This is a genomic window from Paenibacillus sp. DS2015 (assembly GCF_050433705.1).
In the GTDB taxonomy this organism is placed as follows: domain Bacteria; phylum Bacillota; class Bacilli; order Paenibacillales; family Paenibacillaceae; genus Paenibacillus_AQ.
Genome location: NZ_JBNPWS010000032.1, coordinates 15,427 through 39,730 on the forward strand (window position 1 = coordinate 15,427; position 24,304 = coordinate 39,730).

Consider the following 24,304-nt stretch of genomic DNA (forward strand, 5'->3'; position numbering starts at 1 on the left):
AGGTCTGCGCATGACACTGCGACGTCCATTTTCAAATAAATTCTCTCTATTCTATCCTGGTATTGTAGTCGGCTTGATCAGCGGAATCGTTCTTGGCTTATTCTTTAAGGCAGTTCAACGGGTAACCGATATCGGTGTATACACCCTGTTACTAAACGTCGATTTCATGCCCGGATTTCATGCCAATCTACCTGAATGGCTCGAATTCGCAATGCACATGGCAGTATCTCTATGCATAGGCATTGTTTACATAGTATGGCTTAACACTTCACCCTACCCTTGGCGTAATGCAATATTGCTAGCGTTAGCTTCCTCGCTACTGTTTATTCCTCTGACTCTTTTATCAGATGTTGTTCCACAAATAGATGATGCTAGTGCGATAATCTGGTGGGTTATAGGGCATCTCCTCTACGGCATTGTATTAGGATGGCTTGGGAGTCGCTTTAGAGTATCATTCTAATCATCTAATAACACTTCTATGTATATCTTCACCAAATGTAAATGTAGAAAAACACTAACGAGGGGTTAGTGTCTTCAGTGGTATTTACCACGAGTATATTTCGGTTTCTATGTTACCTTCTTCACAGTTGCAATACTTAAGTCACGCTAAGACTCTGTATCCTACGACAGTGCCAACATCGCGTTCATATCTTCCTCAGCGGTGGTAATCAACTTTAATCCCAAAGTCTCTACCAGCACATCTAACTTGTCTCTGGATCTGCCATATTTTGCTTTGATAACAATCATTTTGTAACCAAAATTACGGATACCTACAAAAATAGATGAAGCAGACAGACCAGGAATTTCGCGTGGGTCTGCTTCGCGATCGTTCGGACAAGGAGCCAACAAAACTTCAACTTTCTATTGTTTCATACAAAGTTCCCACCAAAAACGTTCAAGACCCCCATCAGAACTCTGCTCTGAAGGGGCCTTCCTAGCTATGCATTCTACTTTCCTATTCCATCTATGTTTCCTTTCACAAAATACTTTTGAAGCATAATATATACGATAATGACAGGCAGTGTTGCTAGCAACGCCGCCGCAGAAGCTTCATTCAGATTACTATTCTCATTGAAGTAACCCGAGATAAAGGTTGTAATCATCTTCTTGTCTGGCGATTGTAAAAAGTAAAGTGCATACAAGAACTCATTAAATATTTTCACACCATTTAGAATTAAAACACTAGCAGTAACAGCTCCTAATTGAGGCATGATGATACTGAAAAATGTTCTAAGTGTGCCACAGCCATCCATCTCAGCTGCTTCATCCAACTCTCTTGGAATGCTCTTAATAAAATTCATATAAATAAATATACTTACTGGCAAATGAGATGTTCCGACGAGCAAGGTTATTCCCCAAAAAGTATTGATCCCACCGATCGTTAACATCGTATTATATAATGGTACAATCAAGCTTATTCCAGGAACCATCATAACGCCCATAGTTGCCAACAACATCAGACTAGTCAGCATATTTTTTCTACGAGCCAGAACATACCCGGTAATGGCACCTACGATGACAACAATGGCTATACCACCAACAGTTACGATGATGGTATTAAAAAGAGCTTGAAAAAATTCGTTGCCTGCTAAGGCATTCTTATAGTTATCTAGTGAAAACTTATCGGGTAAAAACCATTTCGAACTTAAATCTGTCTTCTTTTTTAGCGATGTCATGAAAGTAATGTACAGAGGGCTAATATGAAGAAGAATAATCAGTATACCTACGATGTTTAATAACCACGATTTTTTCTTCATCATACTTCAACCTCCTTCGTACGGAAATACGTGTTCACGAAATATGAGATTACGAATATCAGTGCAAACAATACCATACCCGCAGCAGCGGCTTGTCCTGCATTCTCGTTGCCAAAATGTAAATAGTTAATGGCTGTTCCCATGGAATGAGTGGAAATTCCCGGTCCCCCATTTGTTAATGCAAATACTAGGGAGAACATTTTAAAACCACCAATCATATTGATCATTACACTTGAAGATATCGCAGGCATCAATAGAGGTAATCGAATTTTCAATAGCATCTGACGTCTATTTACACCATCAATCATTGCGGCTTCAATAACAGAATTGGAGATACTCTGCAACCCCGCTAAGAATAGCATCATCGCAACTCCGACAAATTGTACGGAGTTCACAATGATGATAATCCATACAGCTCGTGATCCATTACCTAGCCAATCAACCTTATCAGCACCAAATAACATGGCAAGATCGTTAAGTGCCCCACCATTATATTGAAATATCCCGTACATCATGTAACCCATAATGATTCCGGCTATAATACTAGGCATATAGATAATTACACGTACAACATTCCGAAGAACAAACTTCTGATCAACAAACAAAGCATACGCAAGTCCCAGAACATTCTGTAAGATTGTACACGCAACTCCATAGAGTAATGTGTTAATCATTGCAACTTTGAACAATTTACTAGCAAACAAATTCTTGTAGTTATCAAAACCAATATAATCAAATATCTGAGAATAGCCATTCCAATTTGTAAATGAGATTCTGATCCCCTCAATGAGGGGAATGAAAACAAACATTAGAAATAAACAAAAGGCTGGCAATAACAGCAGATATATTTGATTTTTTCTTTTTAATCGCAATATATTCACCTTCTGATTTCTTATTTACTATTTCGCTACATTAAAGAGACGATCAAAATCATCATTCATTAATTTCACCGCTGCTCCTTCAATCGATCCGCCTGAGACGAGTCCGGACCCTACAGTCTGTAAAGTACTCCACATCCCGTTCGGTAAATACACACGGTCAAAGTATGGTTGAATCTCAATATCTTTTGTTCTTTCAAAGTATGGTGTTAACATCCCGAAATCAATAGAATAATCACTAAATGCTGGCGTGTTACCTTGCGCTTGCGCAATAAGAGTCATATTTTCTTCTTGTGACATAAAACTCAAGTACGCCAACGCTTCTTCTTTATTTTTAGAATCCTTCCAGACGCCGACTGCATTACGTTCTCCACCCACCAATACCTGTCTACCATCATCACGAACGACTGGAAGAGGAACAAATCCTGCTTGAAGATCTGGATTATAAGATACTGCAGATCTTATAACAGAGTTCGTTTGGAACATGAATCCAACCTGATCTTGTGCAAACAACTCATTAATCGAGTCACCACTAGCTGTTGTCACATCTTTGTTTAGATATCCCATATCCTTAAGGTCGACTAATAGCTGACTAACTTCAGACCATTTAGACCAATCGAAGGTACCATCAAGCAATTTAGCTGAGTCGTCATTAGAAGGGCTCGCAATATACATTTGAGTTGACATGATGTCAAGGAATTGAGCAAATACACGTGGGTCCTTACCACCCATTCCAACCGGAGTCTTCCCAATATTCTTAACCTTCTCAAAGGCCTCCAAGAAATCATTCCATGTTACTAGACTTGCAGAATCGACACCTGCTTCTTTGAGAACAGTCTCGTTGACAACCACCGCACCTTTATCAATATCAAGTGGCAATACATAAAGTTCACCATCACTGTTAGTAATTGTTGGTAGTAAAGTTGGAGCAATTTTTCCTGCCCAAGCCTGCTCGTTCAGCTTTTCCAAGTAAGGGCTATATCTTGCAACTGACCATCCATGTGTCATCCAAAGATCCGGCAAGTCATTCGCTGCCATCTTTGCCTTCATCAAAGATTCATAATCCTTCCCCTGGCTCGTAATCGTGATTTTAACTCCTGGGTTCGCGTCTTCATATTTCTTTGCTACTTCTTTGTATGCCTCCAGCACTTGATCAGCTGAGTTGGTCATGAAATCCAAGGTAATATTTTTCTTTTCAGAAGTTGTTGTATTGGCTGAATTCCCTGCATCACCAGCATTATTTGTAGATGACCCACATCCTGCTAACATAACTGTAAACGCTAACATGATACTAGAAAGCATTACTAATGGTTTCTTCATTATATTCACTCCTTAATATGATGTTGGATATTTTCTCAATTTCAATTCATTTCTAGCTTGCTCACTGTATGGAACGAACTCTGACATATCTTCGAATACGGTATAGTCTACTTTCTTAATGTCAACACAATCCATTTTTGATACAACGTCGTTGTATAACTTTTCATTTAATTGGTCAACTATTACCTGTTCTTCTGGAAGCAACTCTTGAAGTTTGTATCCGAAAGAAATATGAAATTCATAAGAATCGTGATTAGGGAAACTTACACCGGTAACTTCAGTCAACTTATTACGAAAATCTTGTAGCATGACACCCGTATTCTCATCATTAGGTGATACCGCTAAATTTGTGCCCTTTATAGAGAGTGGCTTCATTTCAAAGCAATCCATGATGTCTACATGCTTAAGTTGCTGATAGAAGAATATATCTGTCTTCTCAATCGGATCAGTCAAAGATAAGTCTTTGCTCCAAGAATCTAGATTCCGGTTATAATGACATAATAATTCGAACACGGTCATGTGAATCGATCCTTCAGGCATGAAATGATATTTATCTGCCCAAGGCAAGTTCCTATACGCTGCTTGGATTTGACGAATTGCTTCCATTACCATTGGATTATTATATAAATTGCTTACAATCGTATTACCAGGAAAATGATTCATTCCCCCTCTTTCATTAAATTTTTTTTCCGGACCCACATTGTTTGTAAACATCTTTCCATCTCCTTCTAGCCATTTTCTCTGAAATTGCTTTATTTGCGAATTATGACATCGATGTCATTTTTTAATATCTAGATTAACTATCGTTTAACATTCTAGATCTTACTTTTTGACATCGATGTCAAAACTTGATTAACCACAGTGTATAATACTTTAATCTATGTTTCAACATCTTTTTTTCATTCTTTTATTTGACACTTTCACGAATAATTAATTCCGTGCTTAATTCAATTGAACTCAATTCCGTATTGCCCGCGATTAAATGTATCAATCGATCCACAATCTCTTTAGACAGCCCCACATAATCTTGACCAATCGTCGTTAAAGATGGAGAGTAATACTCTGCAAAGGGAATATTATCAAACCCAATCACTGAAACATCTTCAGGAATTTTAATATCTAGCTCAAAGAAAGCTCTATTTAGCCCAATGACCTTCTCATCACCTGATACAAATATAGCATCCGGTAAATTGAATTTGGTAAACATATTTTTGCAGTAACGATAAGTGTCTTCAATCGTCACTATGTTGTATACAACTTCGATATTGTCTACATCCAGCCCTTCTGCTCGAAAAGCATCTTGTACTCCTCGTACTCTGTCTTTATTAACTAACGTTTCTAGCGCAATCAGCATAACTAATTTTTTGAGTTTACGTTCAACTAGATATTTTCCAAGATTAAATAAGGCTTCATAATCATTATTACTTACATATAGAACATCAGCCATACTGCTTTTCCCAAAAACGATAAATGGAATCTCTTTTTCTTTCAAAAATCTTATTCTCTTATCATTAATCGCTTCATAGAAAATAACAGCTGCACCAATAAAACTACTCGATGAAGAGAGTATCGAATTTTCCAGACTTTCAGTTGGCTCATGATATTCTACCATGATATTAAGACCATGTTTTCGGCATTCAATCGTTATTTTTTCCAACAAGATATGGATCCACTTAATCGGAAACTGTTCTGTACTCTGAATAGAGATCAGCACATTATTCTTAGTCTTGTTAATTAGGCTTCTGGCGTAAGTATTAGGAATGTAATTAAGTTCATTTATAACCTTAGTTACTTTTTCAAATGTTGACTTCTTAACATTTTGTTCTCCATTAACTACACGAGATACTGTTTTCGGAGAAAAGCCTGATAGCTTAGCTATATCATAGATCGTAACATTCCTTTTCGTATTCACGTTTCTACTCCTTTCTTTATTTATAAATCCATCTTCTATCCTTGGAAAATGGTTAGAAATGTATATCGAGTTGTCATATCTATAATACTTGGTAATTAGCTGTTGAGCAAATAAGCAAATCTGTCAAAGAAAGGTGTGCTTATAAATGCAACTTACTATTCGCATATGCAGCTGCGCCAATCATACCTGCATGACCACCTAATCTCGCTTGTTCTATTTTACAGACTTGGGAAGATAGTTTTAAAGCATGATTTCCAACGGTTTCACGTACTGAATTTAACAAGCGATCACCCGCTGCCGACATTCCACCGCCAACAATAACCACTTCTGGATTTAATATGTTAATTACATTTGACAGTCCAAATCCAAGAATTTTTCCTGTTTCATGCATCACCTCAATGGCAAGTGAATCTCCCTGGTCGTATGCCTCTGAAATCATATGGGCGGTAATTGCTGTCCGATCGTCTTCCACCCACTGCGATATTATACTTATTCGACCTTCCTCAAGTTTATCTGTAAAGGTTCTGACCATTCCTACCGCAGATACGTATCTACCCAGACACCCTGAGCTTCCACAACGACAAGGCCTACCATCCCGGTACATATTCATATGCCCAATTTCACCCGCGCTAGATGTAGTACCGTAGATTACCTTACCATCATTTACAATACCCGATCCTAAACCGGTGCCGAGGGTGATCAATACTATGTTTTTGTAACCTAAACCTGCTCCAAAAAGCCATTCACCATGCAGATTTACCCGCACATCATTGTCGATAAATACAGGAAAGTCAAAATCACTTTTCATATGATTTACAACATGAATGTTATCCCATTCTGGAAAGTTTGGTGAAAAAATAGATAGACCTTCATCTGGATTAAGTAAACCCGGGATTCCCATACCCATGCACTTAATCGAAGATTGATTAATTCCTTCAACCGACATCATTTCCCGAACAATGTCTTTCATTCTATTCAACACATGATCAGGTCCATTTGCGGCTTCTGTAGGGTCACTTCTTTCATGTATCTTTTGAAACTCTGTATTGAAAATTGCAGACTTAATATTGGTCCCACCAAGATCAATTCCAATAATATATTTACTCATCATTATCTCCGATCTTTATTCAATTTTCACTTAATTCTCGCACCTAGTGAATCAAGCAAATCTTCAAATGAGAAAACGCCTCTATCAGGTAACTTTAGCTTGCTTATGTATTGCAAGAGTCTCAGTTTTCCTTATGTCGTTTTATCGTCATTCAATCCAACCTTGGGCGTTACTTAGAACATATTCCGCTAGGAAATCTAGCCAAGCGTCATGATTGTTCAGACAAGGAGCCATCGTGTAATTATCCACAAGTCCGCCTGCACTTTTAAACACTTCACGCCCTTCGATTCCTAGCTCATGAAGTGTTTCTAGACAATCGACGGCAAAACCAGGTGCAAATAAGAACGGACGTTGTACACCCTGATGAGCTAAATCAGTAAGTACATCAAACGTTGCTGGTCCAATCCAAGGTTCCCTACCAAATCGTGACTGAAATACAATCACCCACTGGTCGGAAGACCAATTCATCGCCTCTGCAAGCAATTTTGCAGTCTTCAAACATTGTTCACGGTAAGGATCTCCTGTATCGGCATAACGTTCAGGAATACCATGAAATGTAAGGATAAATTTATCAGGTGGAATCTTCAGAAGCCGCAATTGTTGATCTAGATGCCGCTTCATCGCTGCAATATAATCGGGATGATCATAAAAGGCATCTGTAAACCGTAAGGTGGGAATAAACCGTTTAGCTGTTGAACCCGAAGCACGACGGCGACCCATGGCTGCAAAATAAACTTCATCATAAATCGAAGCTGTTGTCGTTGAAGAGTATTGAGCATACAAAGGCATAACAATAATTCTGGTTATTCCCTCATCTTCAAGTGCCTTCAGCGCTTCCTCAATACTTGGTTCACTATATCCCATTCCTACTTCTACCCGAAATTGATCTCCTAGCCGATTCTGTAAACCAACCTGCTGATTGTATGCATGAACCCGTAGTGGTGATCCTTGCTCCGTCCATATTTCTTGGTATAACTTAGCTGAACGTTTAGGGCGTACTCTAAGAATAATCCCTTGCAGTAGTGGTTGCCACAGTAACGGGTGGTAATCCACAACTCGACGATCTGATAGAAAGCGTTTTAAATAAGGACGAACTGCTTTTGCTGTCGGCTCACTTGGGGTTCCAATTTGGGCCAACAAAACTCCAACTTTCTCTTGTTTCATATTTCACCTCCCTAATACGTACAAGACCCCCATCAGACTTTGCTCTGAAGGGGGTTTTCCACATTAGCAAATACTAACCATACTATACCAATGATCTTCCGGAAATTTCAATAGCGGCATGTATAAACCGCAATCCACATCCTATTAAGGATATTCCCCCTAAATTAAGTCAAGACTCTATAGAACTCATCTTGTCCTAACGTCGTGATCGAATAAACAATACGATTAGGTCTCCGTTCCTGCAATTCGATTTGTTGGATAACCAATCCCCGTTCTTCAAATTGTTTGAGTGTCAGCCAGCAACTCAACGACTACCATGTTGCCTCGGAGCAGGTATGAGATCCTACTTCATATGAAAAGTAATCTCATTCTAGCTTCAATCATCATTTTAGCTTCAATCATCATTTTATATCCTTACGATTGGATTTGCTCTGAAATGGCATCCACCAATTCATTCGCCCGAGAAGTGCCATTAATGATGGAACAAGGATCAGTCGAATGATCGTGGCATCGATGAAAATGGCTGCTGCAATTCCGATTCCGAGTTGCTTCACTCCTACGACATCTGCGAAGGCAAAGGGTAAAGTCACCGCAATCATAATAGCTGCTGCTGAAGTAATGATGCGACCGGTAGAAGTTAATCCTGACGTGACAGCAACCATGTGATCACCTGTCCGTTCGTATACCTCAGACATTCGAGATAACAGGAATACTCCGTAGTCCATACTAATTCCAAAGACGAGGCCAAATACAAAGATGGGAATCATAACAGCTATAGCACTAGGCTCCAATCCCAATCTGCCCTTCTCAAATATAAAGACTAGAATGCCGAACGAAGCACCAAGACTCAATAGATTCATCACAATAGCTTTAAGAGGAATAAGAACGGACCGAAATGCAATACACAGAACAATAAAGTTCGTTACTCCAATAAATATTAGAATGACCCAGATATGACTCGAAATTTCATCGAAAATCTCCTGCTGATACTTCGCCTCTCCCCCAATCACCAGCGGAAGTTCCGCCTCAGCCGCTTCCGCTTCTAAATTCCGCAACCAATCCGTACTGATCTTAGAACCTACCGCACCCTGTATCGTCATCCTAAAGAGCATGTGATTACCCGTTAGCACGGAATGTATTTCTGATTCGATCTTTGTCATAAAAGTAGGATTCTGAAGTAATCGAAGTAATTGTTGCTCTGTTAACAGTGGAAAGTAATCAAATACAGATTCAATCCTGATCACTCCCGGATCTTGTTTCAGATGTCTTACCCATTGATAAGCATGGAGCCAATCCTCCGTCGTAAATGTGGGATTCCTTCCTTCGGCGATCACAATAACCTCTGAGCTGGAACTCGAAGTGAAATGGGAATGATAAAGCTCCGTAGCTGTACGAGATTCATATCCCCTCGGGAGTGAGCTGGCATCAGGTATACTAATGATCATATGACGCAGTGGCAACAGGCAACTTAGTAACACCGCAGATGCACCCAGAAGCGATATGATAGGTCTTTTCATGATCACGAGTGACCAACGATCCCAAAAGCCTGGAGTTAAAAGATTCTTAGATTTCTGCCTTCTCGTATCTATGCTATTAGTTATTATAAATGGGGCTACGATACCAAGTAGAGCTGGAAGTAATGTTAAGTTAAGTAGGAGGGAGATGATTAGAACAACTATGGCTCCTAATGCAACAGTTGTGAATATCGGTAAATGAATAAATTGAATCGCCAACAGACCCAGAATGACACATGCTGCCGAGAATACCACGGCTCGTCCCGCTGTACTCATCGACGTTATTAACGTCTGTTCTACACTACGACCGGGGAGTTCCTCTTGAAATCGACTGATAATCATCAGTGCAAAATCAATGCTCAGTGCTAATCCCACCATCGGGATCACACTTAATACGAAGTTTGAAAGTTCTGTCATCGTACCCACCAAAGCCATGATTCCGAGCGTCCCCGTTACCCCAATAACTCCAATGATTATCGAAAGCAACGCATAGGTGATCCCTCTCAACGCAAATAACAATATCACAAAAGCTATAGGTAAGCCGATCAGCTCCGCTGTCTTCAATCCGTTGCGACTCGCTTGATTCACATCATATTGAATAACAGATTTCCCTGTCACACCCACCGAAATATGGGTTGAAGTCGGAAGTTGTTGTCTAATCTGCTCCAATACAGGTCCAATCTGGTAGACGTGTTGACGGAATCCTAGAAGGGCAAAGGCTACATTTCCTTGGAGCATCCCTTCCTTATCTGTAGGGGAACTTAATGAAAACAGGCCGTCTATAACCTGCATTTTCATCAGAACATGCTCGATATATCGATGAAATTGTTGTGTTGTTACCGATGTTTTTTTTTCAAAAACAAGCATTATAGGCTCATCCGGAATTCCGAATTCTGAAGATAATACCTCCTGAACAAGTGCAAAACTACCATCAGATACTAACCCGTGATCTTTAAGTACCGTTGGTAGCTTCGTAGCGTACGTACCAAACACGACAAAAAAGGCTGTCCACAACACAATGATCCATGTCGGAAACCGATAAGAAAGCTTAGCAAGCAGACGGTATCCCATAACCAGCTCTCCTAAAAAAGATAATAGCTAACCGTTGTACGATTTCAATCGCGTAGCCTTAACCAGGACCTTTCCAAGTGGCGGACAGAACCGTACAGCACTTGGAAACCAGCGCGTAACGCTAGGCATAGAACACAAGGTGTGTGCAAGCCTTCCACGTCTAATAAGACCTGCAAATTCACGGTTCATAGCCTGTGTATATTCTTCTTGCCAGAACGTACGGGATATCTCTCCCCGAAGATACTTGTTGGCGAGAGCACAACACAGGAAGGACGAACGCAGTGCTATAGACATCCCATCGCCGCATAACGGTGGAATCACCACGGCTGCATCTCCAAGATGTGGGATGACATGCCACGCTAGGGGATGTAGGGACAGATGTACTGGAGCTATAGAAACTTGTGTGGCCTCGATTGGTACCGCATGTTTCATTCTCTCTACTAATTGAGGGTTCGCTCTTGAAGCCGCTTCAAGGATAGCCGGTACCGTTGTCCCCGCACCCTTGACTACTTCCATGTCCAGTAGCGCAGCCACGTTCGAATAACCATTCTCAACAGGAGAAATTCCTACATATCCACCCTTTACGAAATACAGTTCCGTAACGAGTTCAGAATCCATTCCTGCATAATGTGATTTGATCCCGACATAGGATTGCTTACTCGTATTTGAATCCAAGGGATACGGTTCAACGAAAATATTAGCATGACGGTGAGATCCCCAAGCAGCATACACCGTACGAGCTTGGATGACCTCTACTTCACCCCGTTGTTTCATCTGCACCTCGTATCCGTCATCATGTTGCTTAATCGAAATCACCGTCATGCCTGTTCGTACAACAACTCCTCCTTGAACAATAGCTTCATGAAGAGCCGCGTCAAGCTTATATCGACTTATTCCCCAGGCTAAACCGGGTAAGGGAACTTCAATTAAATCCCCATGTTCAAATACAAGTCTCGCTTTGGATATCAACTGAGGCTGTAATGATTCCATAACGCTATCTAAGCCAAGCTTACTAAGCATCTCTAGCGATTCTGGAGAGAGAAATTCACCACAAGCTTTATGACGGGGAAATACTTGCCGATCTAACAGCATCGTTTCCCATCCCAGATCTGCCAATTGTTTGGCAAGGCTACATCCAGCAATACCTCCGCCAACCACCACCGCATCCATGATCCGATTCACCGATTCCCACTCCTATCTTGTCCCATAGAAGAATGTCGTGTGGTGAGGACTACACCTACACCTACTATTTGCTCCATATATCCTCACTCTCGTCCTCCCTATGAGAATACTGTGGAATGACAACCGCATAACGAAATAAGGGCCGCCACGAATAAGTGAGTTCCGGGACTCCTAAGACTTCTCTTAGCCTAATCCAATCCTTAGCACGGAACCCTTTGGCTACAGAGAGAGGGGCATCATGCCTTATATAATGATTAGTGGACACCAACCGACTAATAAGCCATACAGCCGTCCATGGAATCCATTGCCTATGAATATCATTAATAACAACACCAAGCTTAGATGCCTTATGCATATAGGCTACGATCGTGTAAAGCTCATCCCCCGTAAAATGATGAACAAACTGCGATCCGCTCACAATATCCACAGAAGCTTCTGCTAGATCCTTCACATCAACTAATCGTACTGTTACCCGCGGTTCATCACGAAAGAATTGACGCGCCTCTTCACAAGCTTCCTCTGTGACATCTACTAATTGAATCGTAATATCAACGTCATTCTTATCCGCCCATTTAAGAACGTGTTTATTCACATCACCCGATCCCGCACCTACATCAAGAATAGATAAATGTTTCGGACGACCTGCCAGAATCCATAACCGCTCAACACCATAGAGGGTAGGACTTGAAGCCGCAAATATCTGATTCAACAACCTTAAATCTTTTAGTGCTTCATGAAGATCATCTCCGCCCATGCTGAAATCATCCATCAATTCAGGCTCTTCGGCTCTCTTCTGTAACTTTTTAAGAATGGACATGATCTACAACCTGTTCTTGCAGAATAATCGAAGGCAGATATGTAAACTTAAGTAGTTCCGCTGTTAATCCAGGACCGAAAGCTAACGCTACGCCATTTGAAGAACCCGATTGGCAAGTTATTAAATCCTCACGCATCGCTTTTAGAACAAATAGAATCGTAGCTGAAGATAGATTTCCATAGTCATGAAGAATACTTCTACTAAACTGAACCTGAGAATCACTTAAATCGAACATCTGTTGCACGATATCCACAATGCCTCGCCCTCCAGGGTGAATGGCCCATAAGTTAGGAGATTCTTGTCCATTCAAGAATGACTCCATTTCCGACGGCAGATAACGCCCCAACAATTTGGGAATATTCGTTGACAGGTAAAGGTCAAATCCATAATTGCCTAATTCCCATATCATTTCCTCACCACACTCAGGTAGCAGCACCGAATGCCCCTCTCCTAATTGAAATAGCCCTTTTCTATTCTTATCGGCGGTTCCTACCACACATGCGGAAGCCCCATCCCCAAAGAATGACGCACCAAACAAAGCTTCTCGATCACTTGAGGGTTGGAAATGAAGGGTACACAATTCCACACAGACAATTAATATCTGCTTATTGGATTGCCCCTCCACCAACGTCCTAGCCAATTGAATCGCCTTCAACCCAGCAGCACATCCCTGGAATGTTAATGGAATCCGTTGCACACGTGGAGATAGATCCATTTCCTTAACTAGAACGGCATCTAGACCCGGAAGAAATTGGCCTGTACAGCTTACCGTTATCAGATCTGTGATCTGCGAAGCCTCGATCCCTCCATCAAGTAAAGCATCCTTCGCCGCTTGAAGCGCTAAGGGGATGGATTCTCTCTTATAAATTTCCATACGTTCCGCGGTGGTAGGAACATCATCCAGTCCTTCGGAGGGCAAATAGCGGCTTCTTGAACCATGGGCAATTAGATTAGGCTCACATGTATAGCGGGTTGCCACACCACATTGTTTAAAGATTCTTCTAGCCCATCGCACCGAATTAGGGGAATCGTGCAAAGCTTCCTCTAATTTATCTAATACTTCATCTTGTTCAATACGGTGGGTTGGGAGGGCCGTACCTATTCCTAATATAGAAATGTTAGGAGACATGTTATGAGATATCGTATCTATCATGAGTTCATCCACTCCTTGTCCGAGGTTTACGCCAATATCCGTAATGGAACAAGTTTATTCTTGAAACTGCTCGTATATGCATGATTGCTTAACTATCATCCACATTTTGGATAGCTTATCTCTTATCCATCTTTTCTTGACTAAAGTCTAAGAGAACAAAGTAAAAAACTCTCTCCTAAGAGAAAGAGTGCTATTGGAAATATTAGCGTTACTGCTAGTTAGCATCGTGATATTAAGATAAACCATGGCTGCAGATTCTCCTCTTAGAGAATACCCAATGTCTATGCTAAAACATATAAGAGATAATATTCAATCTAAACAAATAATTTAAAGTATCATCATGCTCCTCAGCTTCTAGCTTCTGGCTTCTGGCTTCTGGCTTCCGGAATAAATAATGTGTTATAAACAGCTTTTGAACAACAGAAAAAGAGCCACCTGTTAAGGTAACTCTCTACATGATGTGTCTACAACTTGCATAACTTCATCATATGTATTTATATTCATTGTTTCAGTCGTCCTAGCCAAGCTTGTACAAAGTTACTTCATAATCATTAAAAACATCCTCGATCATTTTCTCAACGATATTCCAATCCCCATTTGCCATGCCACAACCTAGATTGTACGGAAGAGCGACGCTAAACTTCAATTCTTTCGCTTTGTCCTTCAACTGTCGTAATGCGCTTTCAAGTGCTACGTAATCTGTATATTGTTCTGATGTTTTGCCATACTTAAATTGACCAAACAAATTAGCAATCATCGGACCATTCTGGCACTAAACTAACTGACATTAACCGAGCAAAGCATGTTTATCCTGTGCATGGATATACTCATTTTGATAAGCGGTGTAGGCTTCAGGATATTTATCTCGAATGCCTTTGGCTGCCCCACTTCCCATTACCCCTTGGCAATTCACCTGGTGTCCTAGTATACTTTGCTTGGCGTTAAAAAAGTCTCCACTTACTACGTTAACTGACATGTATCTTCCTCATCTCTTCAATAAATGGAACAATTATAATTCTAAATTATAATTGAATATATATTCTACCATTATTTTCTTCATATTGTTCCATCTAAATTTAGAATAAAGAATAAAGGATCAAAACCAAAATCAGTGCTTGACATCGATTGAACGGACACCAGAGACCTTATTTGCTGTAATTACCCTGATTCTGGATCCTTACGGACACCACAGACCTTATTTCACATCATTCTATGTGTTTTGGGGCAATTATGGGTAAATAAGTGCTTCTATGTCCGTTAAAAAGCTAATCGACCCTAAAACTCACAAATAAGGGCTTCTATGTCCGTTCGGGTGAGGCCTAAATATTTCAAGCACTGATTATTGCATTGAACCAGAATAAAGAATAAGTGCACCCCCTAGAATTTCATCGGTTAAACCCAAGGGTTTTTCCAATGTCTATTCTAAGGGGTGCACTTCACTATTCTCAGGATGGCTATTACTATTTTTTTAGTACTCTTGGAGATTCTCCCATCTCCTAAATCCAAACAGCTGAATCTCACGAAGTGAAACGATGAGATCAGCATTCTTAGAGACTTAGAGACTTAGAGCCTTCCAGTCACCGCTACACTCAACGCGAGTTGCGCTTCTTAGCAGCTAGCAGGCGGTCCATCGACGTGGACCGCTCCTGCTCCTGCGGCGGCTCTGCCGTTGCCGCCGCCTCTTGCGCCCTGCCCGGCCGCGCCTGCGGCTGCCGGGCCTGCGGCGCTTCGCCCGGCGGCTTCGCGCCCGCCGCGGCAGGGCTGGCACCGCCCGCGGCACGCGGCGGTGCAGTTGGCGGCGCTGCGGAGCCGCCGCCATAAAAGGCTGCGGCGCGTTCCTTGCGCGCCGCTAGCCGAGTGAGCCCAGCGGCTGGCGTAGCCTCGCCGGGCTCACTCGCACGAGCAGGTCGCCGCCGCAAGGCCGCGGCGAGGCGCTCTGCCATTGCGCGCCATGGCAACGCCAGGCGGCGCACTGCAATGTCGGCTACCCATAGCAGCAGAACAGCTATAAGCAGCATATAGCTCCAATCTTGTAGCGATTTAGTCGCTCTAGCTTTAGGGGCGAATAGCTCTTCAGGATGATCCCAAGCTAGTACACGACCTCCTGTGAGTTCAGCAAGTCTACTCAGTTCCTGCTGCGAATCTCCCATTGAAATACGATATTCCGGAGAATATGGCACGACTAACCCACTTCCTGGCGCCGCAACCTTCTCGCTTTTTCCGCTGTCATCTACTAGAGACAACATAAAGGCTCCAGGTTTATCTACAGTCATATCTCCCGTATAGTGACCCGGAGATTCCTGAAACAGCATCACCTTTCGCTCCTTCAAATCTTCCCCAGTCACCACCGCTTGTAAAGAATCGGGCACCACTTCATCACCGTTAACAACAACTTCTAAATGAACCTGATTCCCTTCAACCTCACTCTTTATTTCGTAAGGAGAAGCTGTAAACTGTGGAAAGGTCCATTTAATCATCTGTGTTAACACATCTGAGAATCCTGCCCAAGATACCCATTCCTTCGACCATTTCCCTGTTAAATCACTAGTCCAAGCTACGGTTCGGCCTGATCCGTACTGCCATCTAGATAGTAATGGATCTGGTTCTGGACTAACTAAGGCCGTCTGTGCAGTAGCTTTCGGGGTTGTGGCTATATATCCGTATATCGTTGGCACGCCATTCTCAAACAGAGCATTCCACTCTCCGGTATCCTGCAAGGCAGGGATAAATGGCTTATCTACAATGTATGACTGAGCCATCATCACCGCTTCACGACTGAAGATAGCTGGAATCGTTGTTTCGTCCTGAACGAAATAATAACGACCTTTAGAAGACTCAGCTAAACTTTGCAACAACACCGTGTCCGCATCTTGACCTACCGCCACTGAGGATAGTGTAATTTTATCCTTCTTCATTTGTTCTACAAGACCCTGATAAGCACCGTTACCCGCCGACTGACCATCTGTCATTAGAATAATATGTTTACGCTGTGCTTTAACTTCTACCAATTTCTGTACCGCAGAACTTAATGCAGGATAAATATCTGTCCCTCCATCACTTTGAATGGACTGGATCTGACTCAATATCGCTTCCTTATCCGATGCTTTTTGCGGTTCAACAACCCACCAAGGTTGATCGTCAAAAGCAACAACACCCACAGTATCTTTAGGCCGTAATAATTCGACAGTACGCATCGCCGCTTCTTTGGCTAACTCAATCTTAGCTCCACTCATACTCCCAGAACGATCAATAACTAGAATAAGCCCAAGTGAAGGAATCTCACGCTTACCTTCTAAATCCATGGATACAGGCAATAACTTCTCAATAGGTGTTTTGAAATATCCCCCCATGCCGAAGCTATCTTCCCCACCAGCCATCATGAATCCGATCCCGTAGCTCCGAACCGCCTGCTCAATGAGATCCATCTGACGTCCACTTACCCGATCTCCTGACACATTGTTAAAAACAATGCTATCATAAGCCCCATATTTGGCTAGCTCAGTAGGCAAAAGCTCTGGATCTATCACCTCGTATTGAATAAGCCCTGATGATAGCGCTGAAGTAATATTGTTAGAAGTTTCTTGCTTACCTTCTACAATGAGAACCTTCGGTGGCCCATCTACGCGGGTAAAGGCATAACCGGTATTGTTCGCAGACTGGTCGTCACCTTCCATGAAAATTTCAGCACGATAACGATGTAAACCTGTTGTTTTGGCCAGACCCTTCAAGCCATAACGATTATCTCCAGGGGATACCTCGACCTTTTGCCTACTAATTTCCCTATTATCTTCATATAATCGTAGCTCTCCTGTTGCCTCGTATGTACTACGCAACAACACCTCGAAATAAAAAGCTTCCGCTTGATACAGCTTATCCGGCACAACAAGCTCTTCAACAGATACATCCCGGATGGCTGGCTGAGGCGCTTCGAGAATATCAACAGCAATCCCTTGATCCTTAAGCAATCTTCCAGCAGAAAGCATGCTCCCCACATTCTCTTCTCCATCTGAAACCATCACAATCCGTGAATCTCCAATCTGACTAAGCAGACTGCCTCCGAGCTGTAACCCTGCCTCCAAATTACTGAATTCCCGTTTCAACGAAGCATCGAATTGAACCTCATGAATCTCAGCCGGAGATAGCTGCCTTTCAACGGCAGAATCAAGACCCGTGGATACTATGGACGTCTGATCTTCCTTATCTTTGTGGTTCGCTGATTCCTGAATCCACTCCATTAACTGATCCTGATCTGCCATACTATAAGATCGATCAACAAGATACACGACTTCTTTTTGATATACGAGGTTGTATGTTTGTATTCCTGAAAGCATCAGAACTAGTAATAATAGAATCGTCGACCTTATGCCAATGGCCCATTTCTTACGAGAACCAGACAATCGAAAATCAGATTTATAGGCGTATACCATGAGTACAGTCAACGGAATAAGTAACCATAATAGCCAAGGATGACTAAATTGAATGCCCACGTTGGTACACCCCCCATTCCAGCAATATGACAGTAAGTGCAACAGCAGCCAAGATCCACATCAACGATCTAGCGACCTGTTCACCATTAGCTTGCCCCTTCTCACCATCACCCTGATTCTGTAACTCAGCATTGGATGAACCATCTACCCCCTGTGTTAACAAAAGCTCCGTCTGCTGATCAACATTTCCTTCACTCGGATCAGCTGTTACCTCAACCCAATATTGAGGAATACTATCCTTCGTGCCCTGTTGCTCAAATGCGTATAATCCTGGAGTAGAAGGTACCCGTTGTAGTGCTATAAATCCTTGTGATCCTCGATCTGCCGCTATGGGTTCAACACCTGATGATAAGGCTAACCCCTCTTTAGCAACCCATTGTGCCTTCGTTGCTTCAACAGAGATTGGCATATCCATATGACCACCTGCAACCACGCGTCCAAGTCCAGAAGCTTCCCCACTAGTCAACCATGTCACCGCATTGTTAATGAGGATTGGAAACTCCGCAGATAACGGAAGGTCACTATCCTCTAGCTTAAATAGAAAAGAAAGACGCGCATATCCTCCCTCTTTGCCAGCATAGATCGCTGTCTTCTCACCAATATCAGCAATGGCATCTCCCCATACAGGTGGAGTCTCCTGGTCAATCACAGTTCCGAAATATATCCCCGCTAGTGTCAAATATTTCGTGACTGGATGATTGAATGGCTGGGCCTTCTCACCACCGACTTTAACTTCTTGCCCCACGCCACCAAGGGTCCAGAGAGCCGTCTTACCTAACAATTTCGCCCAATCCTCCTGCTGCACAAATTCAGGAGCCTCGCCCTCAATAATAACTAGATCAGGAACTTCCTTCGGCACCGGTGGCGCTGACATATCCTTGGAATCCCCAGCTTGTACACCCTCATCTATTGCCAACTTCGTAATTTCTGCTCCCGTTAACTGTAGTGCTCGCTCCAGAAATAAATTTCCAGAACTTAAGTACAACACATGAGGCGTAGTCGTCCTGTCTCCGAATGCGAATGAAATATTGTCTGCCTCGTAATCGTCGAGTACCTGCAATTCCAGACGATATACCTCCGCATCTTCTAGTTCCTGTAGAGTGAGTGTCGTATGCCCATCTGTCCGCCATTCAATAGTCTGTGTTCTCAACAGTTTATCGTCACCGTAGAGTTCAAACTCAACAGGATCATTCTTCTGATGGGTACTTTCTAGCACAGCAACGGCTGTATTCCCCGCCGCTCCTCGCTGGACACCAAACTGTTTAATCGACACATTGTAAGCCTCTGTGTCACTAACACCAACATCGATGACTTGACTAGCAACTTGAAAGGGAATCCCTTCTCCGTCACCCTTCCATTCACCATCTGTAAAAACCACAACCTCAGCATCTTGTTCCTCACGAGTTAACGCAGAGGCTAGTGATAGCGTCTCACGATAGGCTGACTTACCATAGTAGGGTTCAAGTCCATCTATAGCTTCATTTATCCTTGTCTTATCCTTCTCCCTAGAGATGACAATATTGGGGTCGGAACCAAGGCTAAGTAACGTTATTTCACTGCCTTGGGCATGATCCTCGATGTACTCCTTCACCTTAGCTTGTAATACATCTATTCTTCTATATCCATCATCTGCAGATTCATCAGATTTATTGTCCTCTGAAGAAGCTGTCGTTCTTGCACTCATGCTGCCGGAGGTATCCGCAACGATAACCACATGCCCTTTAGCATCGGCAGACACCCACCAATACGGCTGCATCAATGCAAATACAAGTAGGGCAGCTGCCACAAGCTGCAACCATAACAGCAGACGGCTATGTAATTTCTGCCATGGACGGTTCGCCTCAATATTACGAAGAACCCGCCCCCATAACATATGGCTCGGTACCAACGTATCGATGAATTTTCGTTTCAACAAATACATGAGTAGAATGGCCGGTATACTCAAGCCAAATACCAGACCGAGCCACGACCCAATTCCCATGATTAATCCTCCTTAGAACTTAGCGTAGCAAAGTTATCTTCGTAAGCATTAACTAGCTTTGCTATGCAAAGCTTTCTTCGTAAGCATTAACTGAACTTTGCGTAGCAAAGCTTTCTTCGTAGACATCAAGCCTTACTCTTTCAGAAAATCTATCTGTAAACACTAGCTATGCATTGTGTAGCAAATCTATCTTTGTTAGCCCTTCATGGCATGGCAAAGCTATCTTCTTAAACTTATACAAAGCACTTCACGACAAAAATGATCTATTCATCATCGTTAAGTCATCACGAGTCCAGACTCTGCCAGGATGCCGAGTATAGCCTCTTCAATCGGCGTATCATTCGGAATCAGCACATAGGAGATGCCTCGTTCAGCTGCATAACTGGATAGGAAGTGTTGGTAGTTCTCCCATTCCTTTTTGTATGTCTGTAGCACCTTGCCTGTCAAGGACACTTCCTTACCCGTCCCAATCTCACTATCTACAAGACGTAAATCTCCACTGAGCGCCGGATTTATTTCTTCTTGAGATACAATATGCACCAAGACAACTTCTTGCCCAGCTCCCGCTAGTCGAGATAAGGCCTTCCCGATCTCCTCTTCTCCTTCACTAAGCCAGAAGTCCGAGAAAATCCAAGTCATCCCCGGTAGCCTTGGAATCGCTCCCGGTTCACTGAGACATGCCGCTAAACTTCCTTCTCCTCCCACCGGAGCCTCTTCAAGAAACTGAAATAATCGATGAATCGCTCCCCTCCCCCTTAGAATAGGAAGCCGTGAGTCTAGTGAGCGACTATAATTCACCGCCTGCAGACGTTCATATGAACAGAGTGCAATGTATCCAATGCTGGCAGCCAGTTGTTTAGCGTACAATAACTTACTCGGAACTTCATTTACTCCATCGGTATTAGCTTTCACTTTACGTTCTCCAAAATCCATCGATGCTGAACAGTCTACATATAGACTGACCATCAATTCCTGCTCATCCATGAACTGGCGGATAAATGGCTTACCTGTGCGAGAATATACACTCCTATCGAATCGTCGTATATCATCCCCGGGAGAGTAGGGGCGATAATCTGCGAATTCCAAGGAAGAACCTAAACGACGTGATCGCCGCTTCCCCTGTAGCGTACCTGCCACCCTTCTACCTGCACCGAGACTTAATCGTTCTAGACGAGGAAGTATTTGTGGCGAGAGAAGATAATTTTCATTCATACCGTCCCCTCAAGACGATTCAGAATTCCCTGAACGATATGATCTGTTGAAATGCCCCTGGCTTGACCTTCGAAGTTCAAGAACAGACGATGACGTAACGCTGGGACAGCTACTGCATGAATATCTCCCGTAGAGAGATGCATTCTACCTTGGCATATAGCCCGTACCTTCCCTGTTGAGATGATGGATTGAACTCCACGGGGTCCTGATCCAAATCTAACGTATTTACGTACATCTTCTGGTGCAGATGATTCTTCTGGATGAGTCATCATAAGCAACTTCACGGCATAATCTAGCACTTCTTCTGCTACCAACACTTCTTTTGCTCCACGTTGTATTTCTATCAACTCCGCACCGGTAGCCTGTTTACTTGCAACAGAGACATGAGAGGAAGTTGTTCTTCGTACGATTTCCTTCAATTCTTCCGCGTTCGGATAGGGTACAAGAATCTTTAATAAGAACCGATCTAGTTGAGCTTCTGGAAGAGGATAAGTCCCCTCATTCTCCAGAGGATTCTGTGTAGCTAACACGAAAAATGGTTTGGGTAACACATGTGTATCATTTCCAATCGTCACCGTCTGCTCCTGCATCGCTTCTAACAACGCACTTTGCGTCTTCGGAGTTGCTCGGTTGATCTCATCCGCTAACACGATGCTACTAAAGATCGGACCACTCTGGAATGTCATCCCCGTAACCCCTTGATTACCAAATGAAAGCACCTGCGTTCCTGTGATATCACTAGGCATTAAATCAGGTGTGAACTGAATTCGTGAGAAAGATAAATCCAGACTATCGGCAACCGTACGTACTAACATTGTTTTCCCAAGGCCAGGTATACCTTCGAGTAAAGCATGACCGCCAGCAAAAATACACCAAAGTAGCTGTTCTACTACCTCATGCTGACCTACAATCACTTCACCTATTTGAGCTCTTACACGGGCAATCGTTTCCTTCCATACTTCTGGCTGTATCCTACTATCGGGCATATCCCATCCTCCTAATTCAACCTCTCATGATTACATCTGCTACTCTATGGATTTGGATTAATCGATGTGAAGTAACTCTCTACTAATCCTTGCATTTGCTGCGGAAGATCACTACGCCCCAGCGATTTCTTAGCCTCATCAGCATAACTCTCATATACTTCTGCATACGGACGGCTAGCTCCGTCCATCGTTGGGGATATTCCACCCTTCTGAATGTCTCCACCCCCTTGGGTAGGCCCTCCGTCACTCTGTACTCCGCCTTTGCCAGCAAGATCACGTGGCGTAGTCACCTGTTCACGTCCACCCGTACCTAAGCCTGCCCCAGCACCTTGACCGCTTCCTGTACCTCCATTACCACCGGTGCCCTGTCCAGAACCGCTACCTTGTCCACCCGAACCCGCTCCTTGACCTTGTCCTTTACCTTGACCTCCATTAGATCCTTCTCCACCCTGACCTGCCTGTCCATCTGAGACCTCATTCGCAGCATCACTGGGTTCGCCACTCGCGCCCGCTTGGGCAAGCATTTCCCCACTCCCACCACTGCTCCATGTGTCTGAGTAGGATAACCCTGCAGCTGCCATCTGATCAGCAAGACTCATTCCTTGCTTGGCTAATGATGCGCTTAAAGCGGAAGCAGCGGCAGATTGCTGAGAAGCTACCGACTTCGAGGCAATAGCTTTCGTTAATTCCTCAAGTAATTGCTGCAATGCTTCGTCTTGTTTAGCTGAAACACCCTTTTCTAAAGCTTGCTCAAGTTTCTCTAATGCTTCCTTAAGCTGCTTATTCTCCGAATTTGCAGGGATCTCCTCTGATAATTTCTTCATATCTTTCCTCAACTTATCTTTCTCTGCGGAAGATAACTTTTTCATTTCCTGCTTCAAATCATTCATGACTTGATCAAGCTTCTTCGGGTTATTCTGTTGTAAATTTTGTGAAAGTGATGACAATGATTTCAATTGACGCATTTTCTCTGCTAGCTGAGATAATGATTTGGCCTTTTCCTCTTGCTGCTTGGCCAATTTCTCCATTGCGTTCATACTTTTCTCTAACTCATCTAGTGCTTTTAGAGGATCTTTCTGCCCAGCCAATTCTGTCTGCAACCTATTCACTTGCTCTAGCAATGGCTTCTTAACGATAGGTACAAGCTTCTCAGCCTGAAGCTGCTTAGATAATTGTTCCGTTTGCTTCTCCTGTGTCTTAACCCATTCCCGCTGTTGCTTCGCTTTAGCTAATATTGTATCTTGCGGATTAGGAAGAAGGGTAAGTGCCAGAACCACAATGGCTAAAGATGCACAACTGATCCATATCCGTCGTGTTACAGGTAAAGGAAGCCTACTTTTGATATCTGCCATAAAGCGCTGCCCATACTTGGCTGCCTGCTCTCTCTGCCAATGCACAGCTGACTGGTCCTGTCCCGCGAATGAAAGAGCCGTCACCATCATATCCCTGCGCTCTGGCCCTTCCTCAGAGGCATCCATAGCCAATGCAGCCTCTCTAGGCGTAATACGGTGAAGTAAGCCCCATATCATCCCAACAATAATACCTAGCAATAATAACCCTAAAGCTATCCATCTCACTCTATCCATCGGCCATATCCTAGCAGCAACTAATAGCGTAGTCCCCGCAAATAATCCGCCGACACATCCATAACCCCCGTATTGTAATACACGAAATAATTGCAGTCTTCTTCGTACCGACATAACCGATTTATGAACTTGTAGCATACTTTGTTGTATCTGCTTCATTCTTCTCACCCTCCTTC

General features: G+C 42.9%; 20 protein-coding genes. 1 reads left to right on the forward strand and 19 read right to left on the reverse strand.

Going from position 1 to position 24,304, the window contains the following annotated elements; all coding sequences use genetic code 11:
• The first annotated feature begins 10 nt into the window (after positions 1-10).
• On the forward strand, positions 11-460 hold the full coding sequence (locus J2T13_RS21265; protein WP_429374366.1) for a hypothetical protein: 450 nt from the start codon (positions 11-13) through the stop codon (positions 458-460).
• Between the two features lie 161 nt (positions 461-621).
• Here J2T13_RS21265 and J2T13_RS21270 read toward each other — a convergent pair whose 3' ends face one another.
• The 19 genes from J2T13_RS21270 to J2T13_RS21360 form a co-directional block, all read right to left on the reverse strand.
• Positions 622-849, reverse strand: coding sequence for a hypothetical protein (locus tag J2T13_RS21270; protein WP_429374367.1), 228 nt, complete (start codon positions 847-849; stop codon positions 622-624).
• A 98-nt stretch (positions 850-947) separates the two neighbouring features.
• Complete coding sequence (locus J2T13_RS21275) at positions 948-1,760, reverse strand: carbohydrate ABC transporter permease (protein WP_429374368.1); 813 nt, start codon at positions 1,758-1,760, stop codon at positions 948-950.
• Entirely contained in the window at positions 1,757-2,566 is an 810-nt protein-coding gene (locus J2T13_RS21280) for a carbohydrate ABC transporter permease (RefSeq protein WP_429374369.1), read from the reverse strand. Before J2T13_RS21280 ends, J2T13_RS21275 begins: the two co-directional genes overlap by 4 nt.
• Before the next feature lie 90 nt (positions 2,567-2,656).
• Positions 2,657-3,955: an ABC transporter substrate-binding protein gene (locus J2T13_RS21285; RefSeq protein ID WP_429374370.1), complete on the reverse strand. Its 1,299-nt coding sequence runs from the start codon at positions 3,953-3,955 to the stop codon at positions 2,657-2,659.
• A 12-nt stretch (positions 3,956-3,967) separates the two neighbouring features.
• On the reverse strand, positions 3,968-4,669 hold the full coding sequence (locus tag J2T13_RS21290; protein WP_429374371.1) for a DUF1868 domain-containing protein: 702 nt from the start codon (positions 4,667-4,669) through the stop codon (positions 3,968-3,970).
• 193 nt (positions 4,670-4,862) lie between these two features.
• Positions 4,863-5,867 (reverse strand): LacI family DNA-binding transcriptional regulator, encoded by a 1,005-nt coding sequence (locus tag J2T13_RS21295; RefSeq protein WP_429374372.1) that lies wholly within the window; start codon positions 5,865-5,867, stop codon positions 4,863-4,865.
• A 139-nt stretch (positions 5,868-6,006) separates the two neighbouring features.
• Positions 6,007-6,978, reverse strand: coding sequence for an ROK family protein (locus tag J2T13_RS21300; protein ID WP_429374373.1), 972 nt, complete (start codon positions 6,976-6,978; stop codon positions 6,007-6,009).
• Between the two features lie 144 nt (positions 6,979-7,122).
• Positions 7,123-8,139 carry a ferrochelatase gene (hemH, locus tag J2T13_RS21305; RefSeq protein ID WP_429374374.1) on the reverse strand — a complete coding sequence of 339 codons (1,017 nt, stop codon included), beginning with the start codon at positions 8,137-8,139 and terminating at the stop codon, positions 7,123-7,125.
• A gap of 401 nt (positions 8,140-8,540) precedes the next feature.
• Positions 8,541-10,724: an MMPL family transporter gene (locus J2T13_RS21310; RefSeq protein WP_429374375.1), complete on the reverse strand. Its 2,184-nt coding sequence runs from the start codon at positions 10,722-10,724 to the stop codon at positions 8,541-8,543.
• A 27-nt stretch (positions 10,725-10,751) separates the two neighbouring features.
• Positions 10,752-11,906 (reverse strand): NAD(P)/FAD-dependent oxidoreductase, encoded by a 1,155-nt coding sequence (locus tag J2T13_RS21315; RefSeq protein WP_429374376.1) that lies wholly within the window; start codon positions 11,904-11,906, stop codon positions 10,752-10,754.
• A gap of 64 nt (positions 11,907-11,970) precedes the next feature.
• Positions 11,971-12,723, reverse strand: a complete 753-nt coding sequence (locus J2T13_RS21320) for a methyltransferase domain-containing protein (protein ID WP_429374377.1) — start codon at positions 12,721-12,723, stop codon at positions 11,971-11,973.
• Positions 12,710-13,876, reverse strand: coding sequence for a type III polyketide synthase (locus tag J2T13_RS21325; protein WP_429374378.1), 1,167 nt, complete (start codon positions 13,874-13,876; stop codon positions 12,710-12,712). The genes J2T13_RS21320 and J2T13_RS21325 overlap by 14 nt, the downstream gene beginning before the upstream one ends.
• A gap of 517 nt (positions 13,877-14,393) precedes the next feature.
• Entirely contained in the window at positions 14,394-14,633 is a 240-nt protein-coding gene (locus J2T13_RS21330; RefSeq protein ID WP_429374379.1) for a hypothetical protein, read from the reverse strand.
• 30 nt (positions 14,634-14,663) lie between these two features.
• Complete coding sequence (locus J2T13_RS21335; RefSeq protein ID WP_429374380.1) at positions 14,664-14,852, reverse strand: hypothetical protein; 189 nt, start codon at positions 14,850-14,852, stop codon at positions 14,664-14,666.
• A gap of 613 nt (positions 14,853-15,465) precedes the next feature.
• Positions 15,466-18,363: a VWA domain-containing protein gene (locus tag J2T13_RS21340; protein ID WP_429374381.1), complete on the reverse strand. Its 2,898-nt coding sequence runs from the start codon at positions 18,361-18,363 to the stop codon at positions 15,466-15,468.
• Entirely contained in the window at positions 18,347-20,344 is a 1,998-nt protein-coding gene (locus J2T13_RS21345) for a vWA domain-containing protein (RefSeq protein ID WP_429374382.1), read from the reverse strand. The genes J2T13_RS21340 and J2T13_RS21345 overlap by 17 nt, the downstream gene beginning before the upstream one ends.
• 276 nt (positions 20,345-20,620) lie before the next feature.
• Positions 20,621-21,556: a DUF58 domain-containing protein gene (locus J2T13_RS21350; protein ID WP_429374383.1), complete on the reverse strand. Its 936-nt coding sequence runs from the start codon at positions 21,554-21,556 to the stop codon at positions 20,621-20,623.
• Positions 21,553-22,542, reverse strand: a complete 990-nt coding sequence (locus J2T13_RS21355) for an AAA family ATPase (protein ID WP_429374384.1) — start codon at positions 22,540-22,542, stop codon at positions 21,553-21,555. Before J2T13_RS21355 ends, J2T13_RS21350 begins: the two co-directional genes overlap by 4 nt.
• A 44-nt stretch (positions 22,543-22,586) precedes the next feature.
• A complete protein-coding gene (locus J2T13_RS21360) occupies positions 22,587-24,287 on the reverse strand; it encodes a phage tail tape measure protein (protein WP_429374385.1) in 1,701 nt (566 codons plus the stop codon).
• Positions 24,288-24,304 lie beyond the last annotated feature (17 nt).

What these genes read in the sequence shown, in the direction of transcription:
- J2T13_RS21350 (WP_429374383.1), bottom strand. Translation starts at nt 21,556, where the DNA reads ATGAATGAAAATTATCTTCTCTCGCCACAAATACTTCCTCGTCTAGAA.
- J2T13_RS21310 (WP_429374375.1), bottom strand. Translation starts at nt 10,724, where the DNA reads ATGGGATACCGTCTGCTTGCTAAGCTTTCTTATCGGTTTCCGACATGG.
- J2T13_RS21280 (WP_429374369.1), bottom strand. Translation starts at nt 2,566, where the DNA reads ATGTTTGTTTTCATTCCCCTCATTGAGGGGATCAGAATCTCATTTACA.
- J2T13_RS21335 (WP_429374380.1), bottom strand. Translation starts at nt 14,852, where the DNA reads ATGTCAGTTAACGTAGTAAGTGGAGACTTTTTTAACGCCAAGCAAAGT.
- hemH (WP_429374374.1), bottom strand. Translation starts at nt 8,139, where the DNA reads ATGAAACAAGAGAAAGTTGGAGTTTTGTTGGCCCAAATTGGAACCCCA.
- J2T13_RS21290 (WP_429374371.1), bottom strand. Translation starts at nt 4,669, where the DNA reads ATGTTTACAAACAATGTGGGTCCGGAAAAAAAATTTAATGAAAGAGGG.
- J2T13_RS21285 (WP_429374370.1), bottom strand. Translation starts at nt 3,955, where the DNA reads ATGAAGAAACCATTAGTAATGCTTTCTAGTATCATGTTAGCGTTTACA.
- J2T13_RS21275 (WP_429374368.1), bottom strand. Translation starts at nt 1,760, where the DNA reads ATGATGAAGAAAAAATCGTGGTTATTAAACATCGTAGGTATACTGATT.
- J2T13_RS21355 (WP_429374384.1), bottom strand. Translation starts at nt 22,542, where the DNA reads ATGCCCGATAGTAGGATACAGCCAGAAGTATGGAAGGAAACGATTGCC.
- J2T13_RS21265 (WP_429374366.1), top strand. Translation starts at nt 11, where the DNA reads ATGACACTGCGACGTCCATTTTCAAATAAATTCTCTCTATTCTATCCT.
- J2T13_RS21320 (WP_429374377.1), bottom strand. Translation starts at nt 12,723, where the DNA reads ATGTCCATTCTTAAAAAGTTACAGAAGAGAGCCGAAGAGCCTGAATTG.
- J2T13_RS21360 (WP_429374385.1), bottom strand. Translation starts at nt 24,287, where the DNA reads ATGAAGCAGATACAACAAAGTATGCTACAAGTTCATAAATCGGTTATG.
- J2T13_RS21330 (WP_429374379.1), bottom strand. Translation starts at nt 14,633, where the DNA reads ATGATTGCTAATTTGTTTGGTCAATTTAAGTATGGCAAAACATCAGAA.
- J2T13_RS21300 (WP_429374373.1), bottom strand. Translation starts at nt 6,978, where the DNA reads ATGATGAGTAAATATATTATTGGAATTGATCTTGGTGGGACCAATATT.
- J2T13_RS21345 (WP_429374382.1), bottom strand. Translation starts at nt 20,344, where the DNA reads ATGGGAATTGGGTCGTGGCTCGGTCTGGTATTTGGCTTGAGTATACCG.
- J2T13_RS21325 (WP_429374378.1), bottom strand. Translation starts at nt 13,876, where the DNA reads ATGATAGATACGATATCTCATAACATGTCTCCTAACATTTCTATATTA.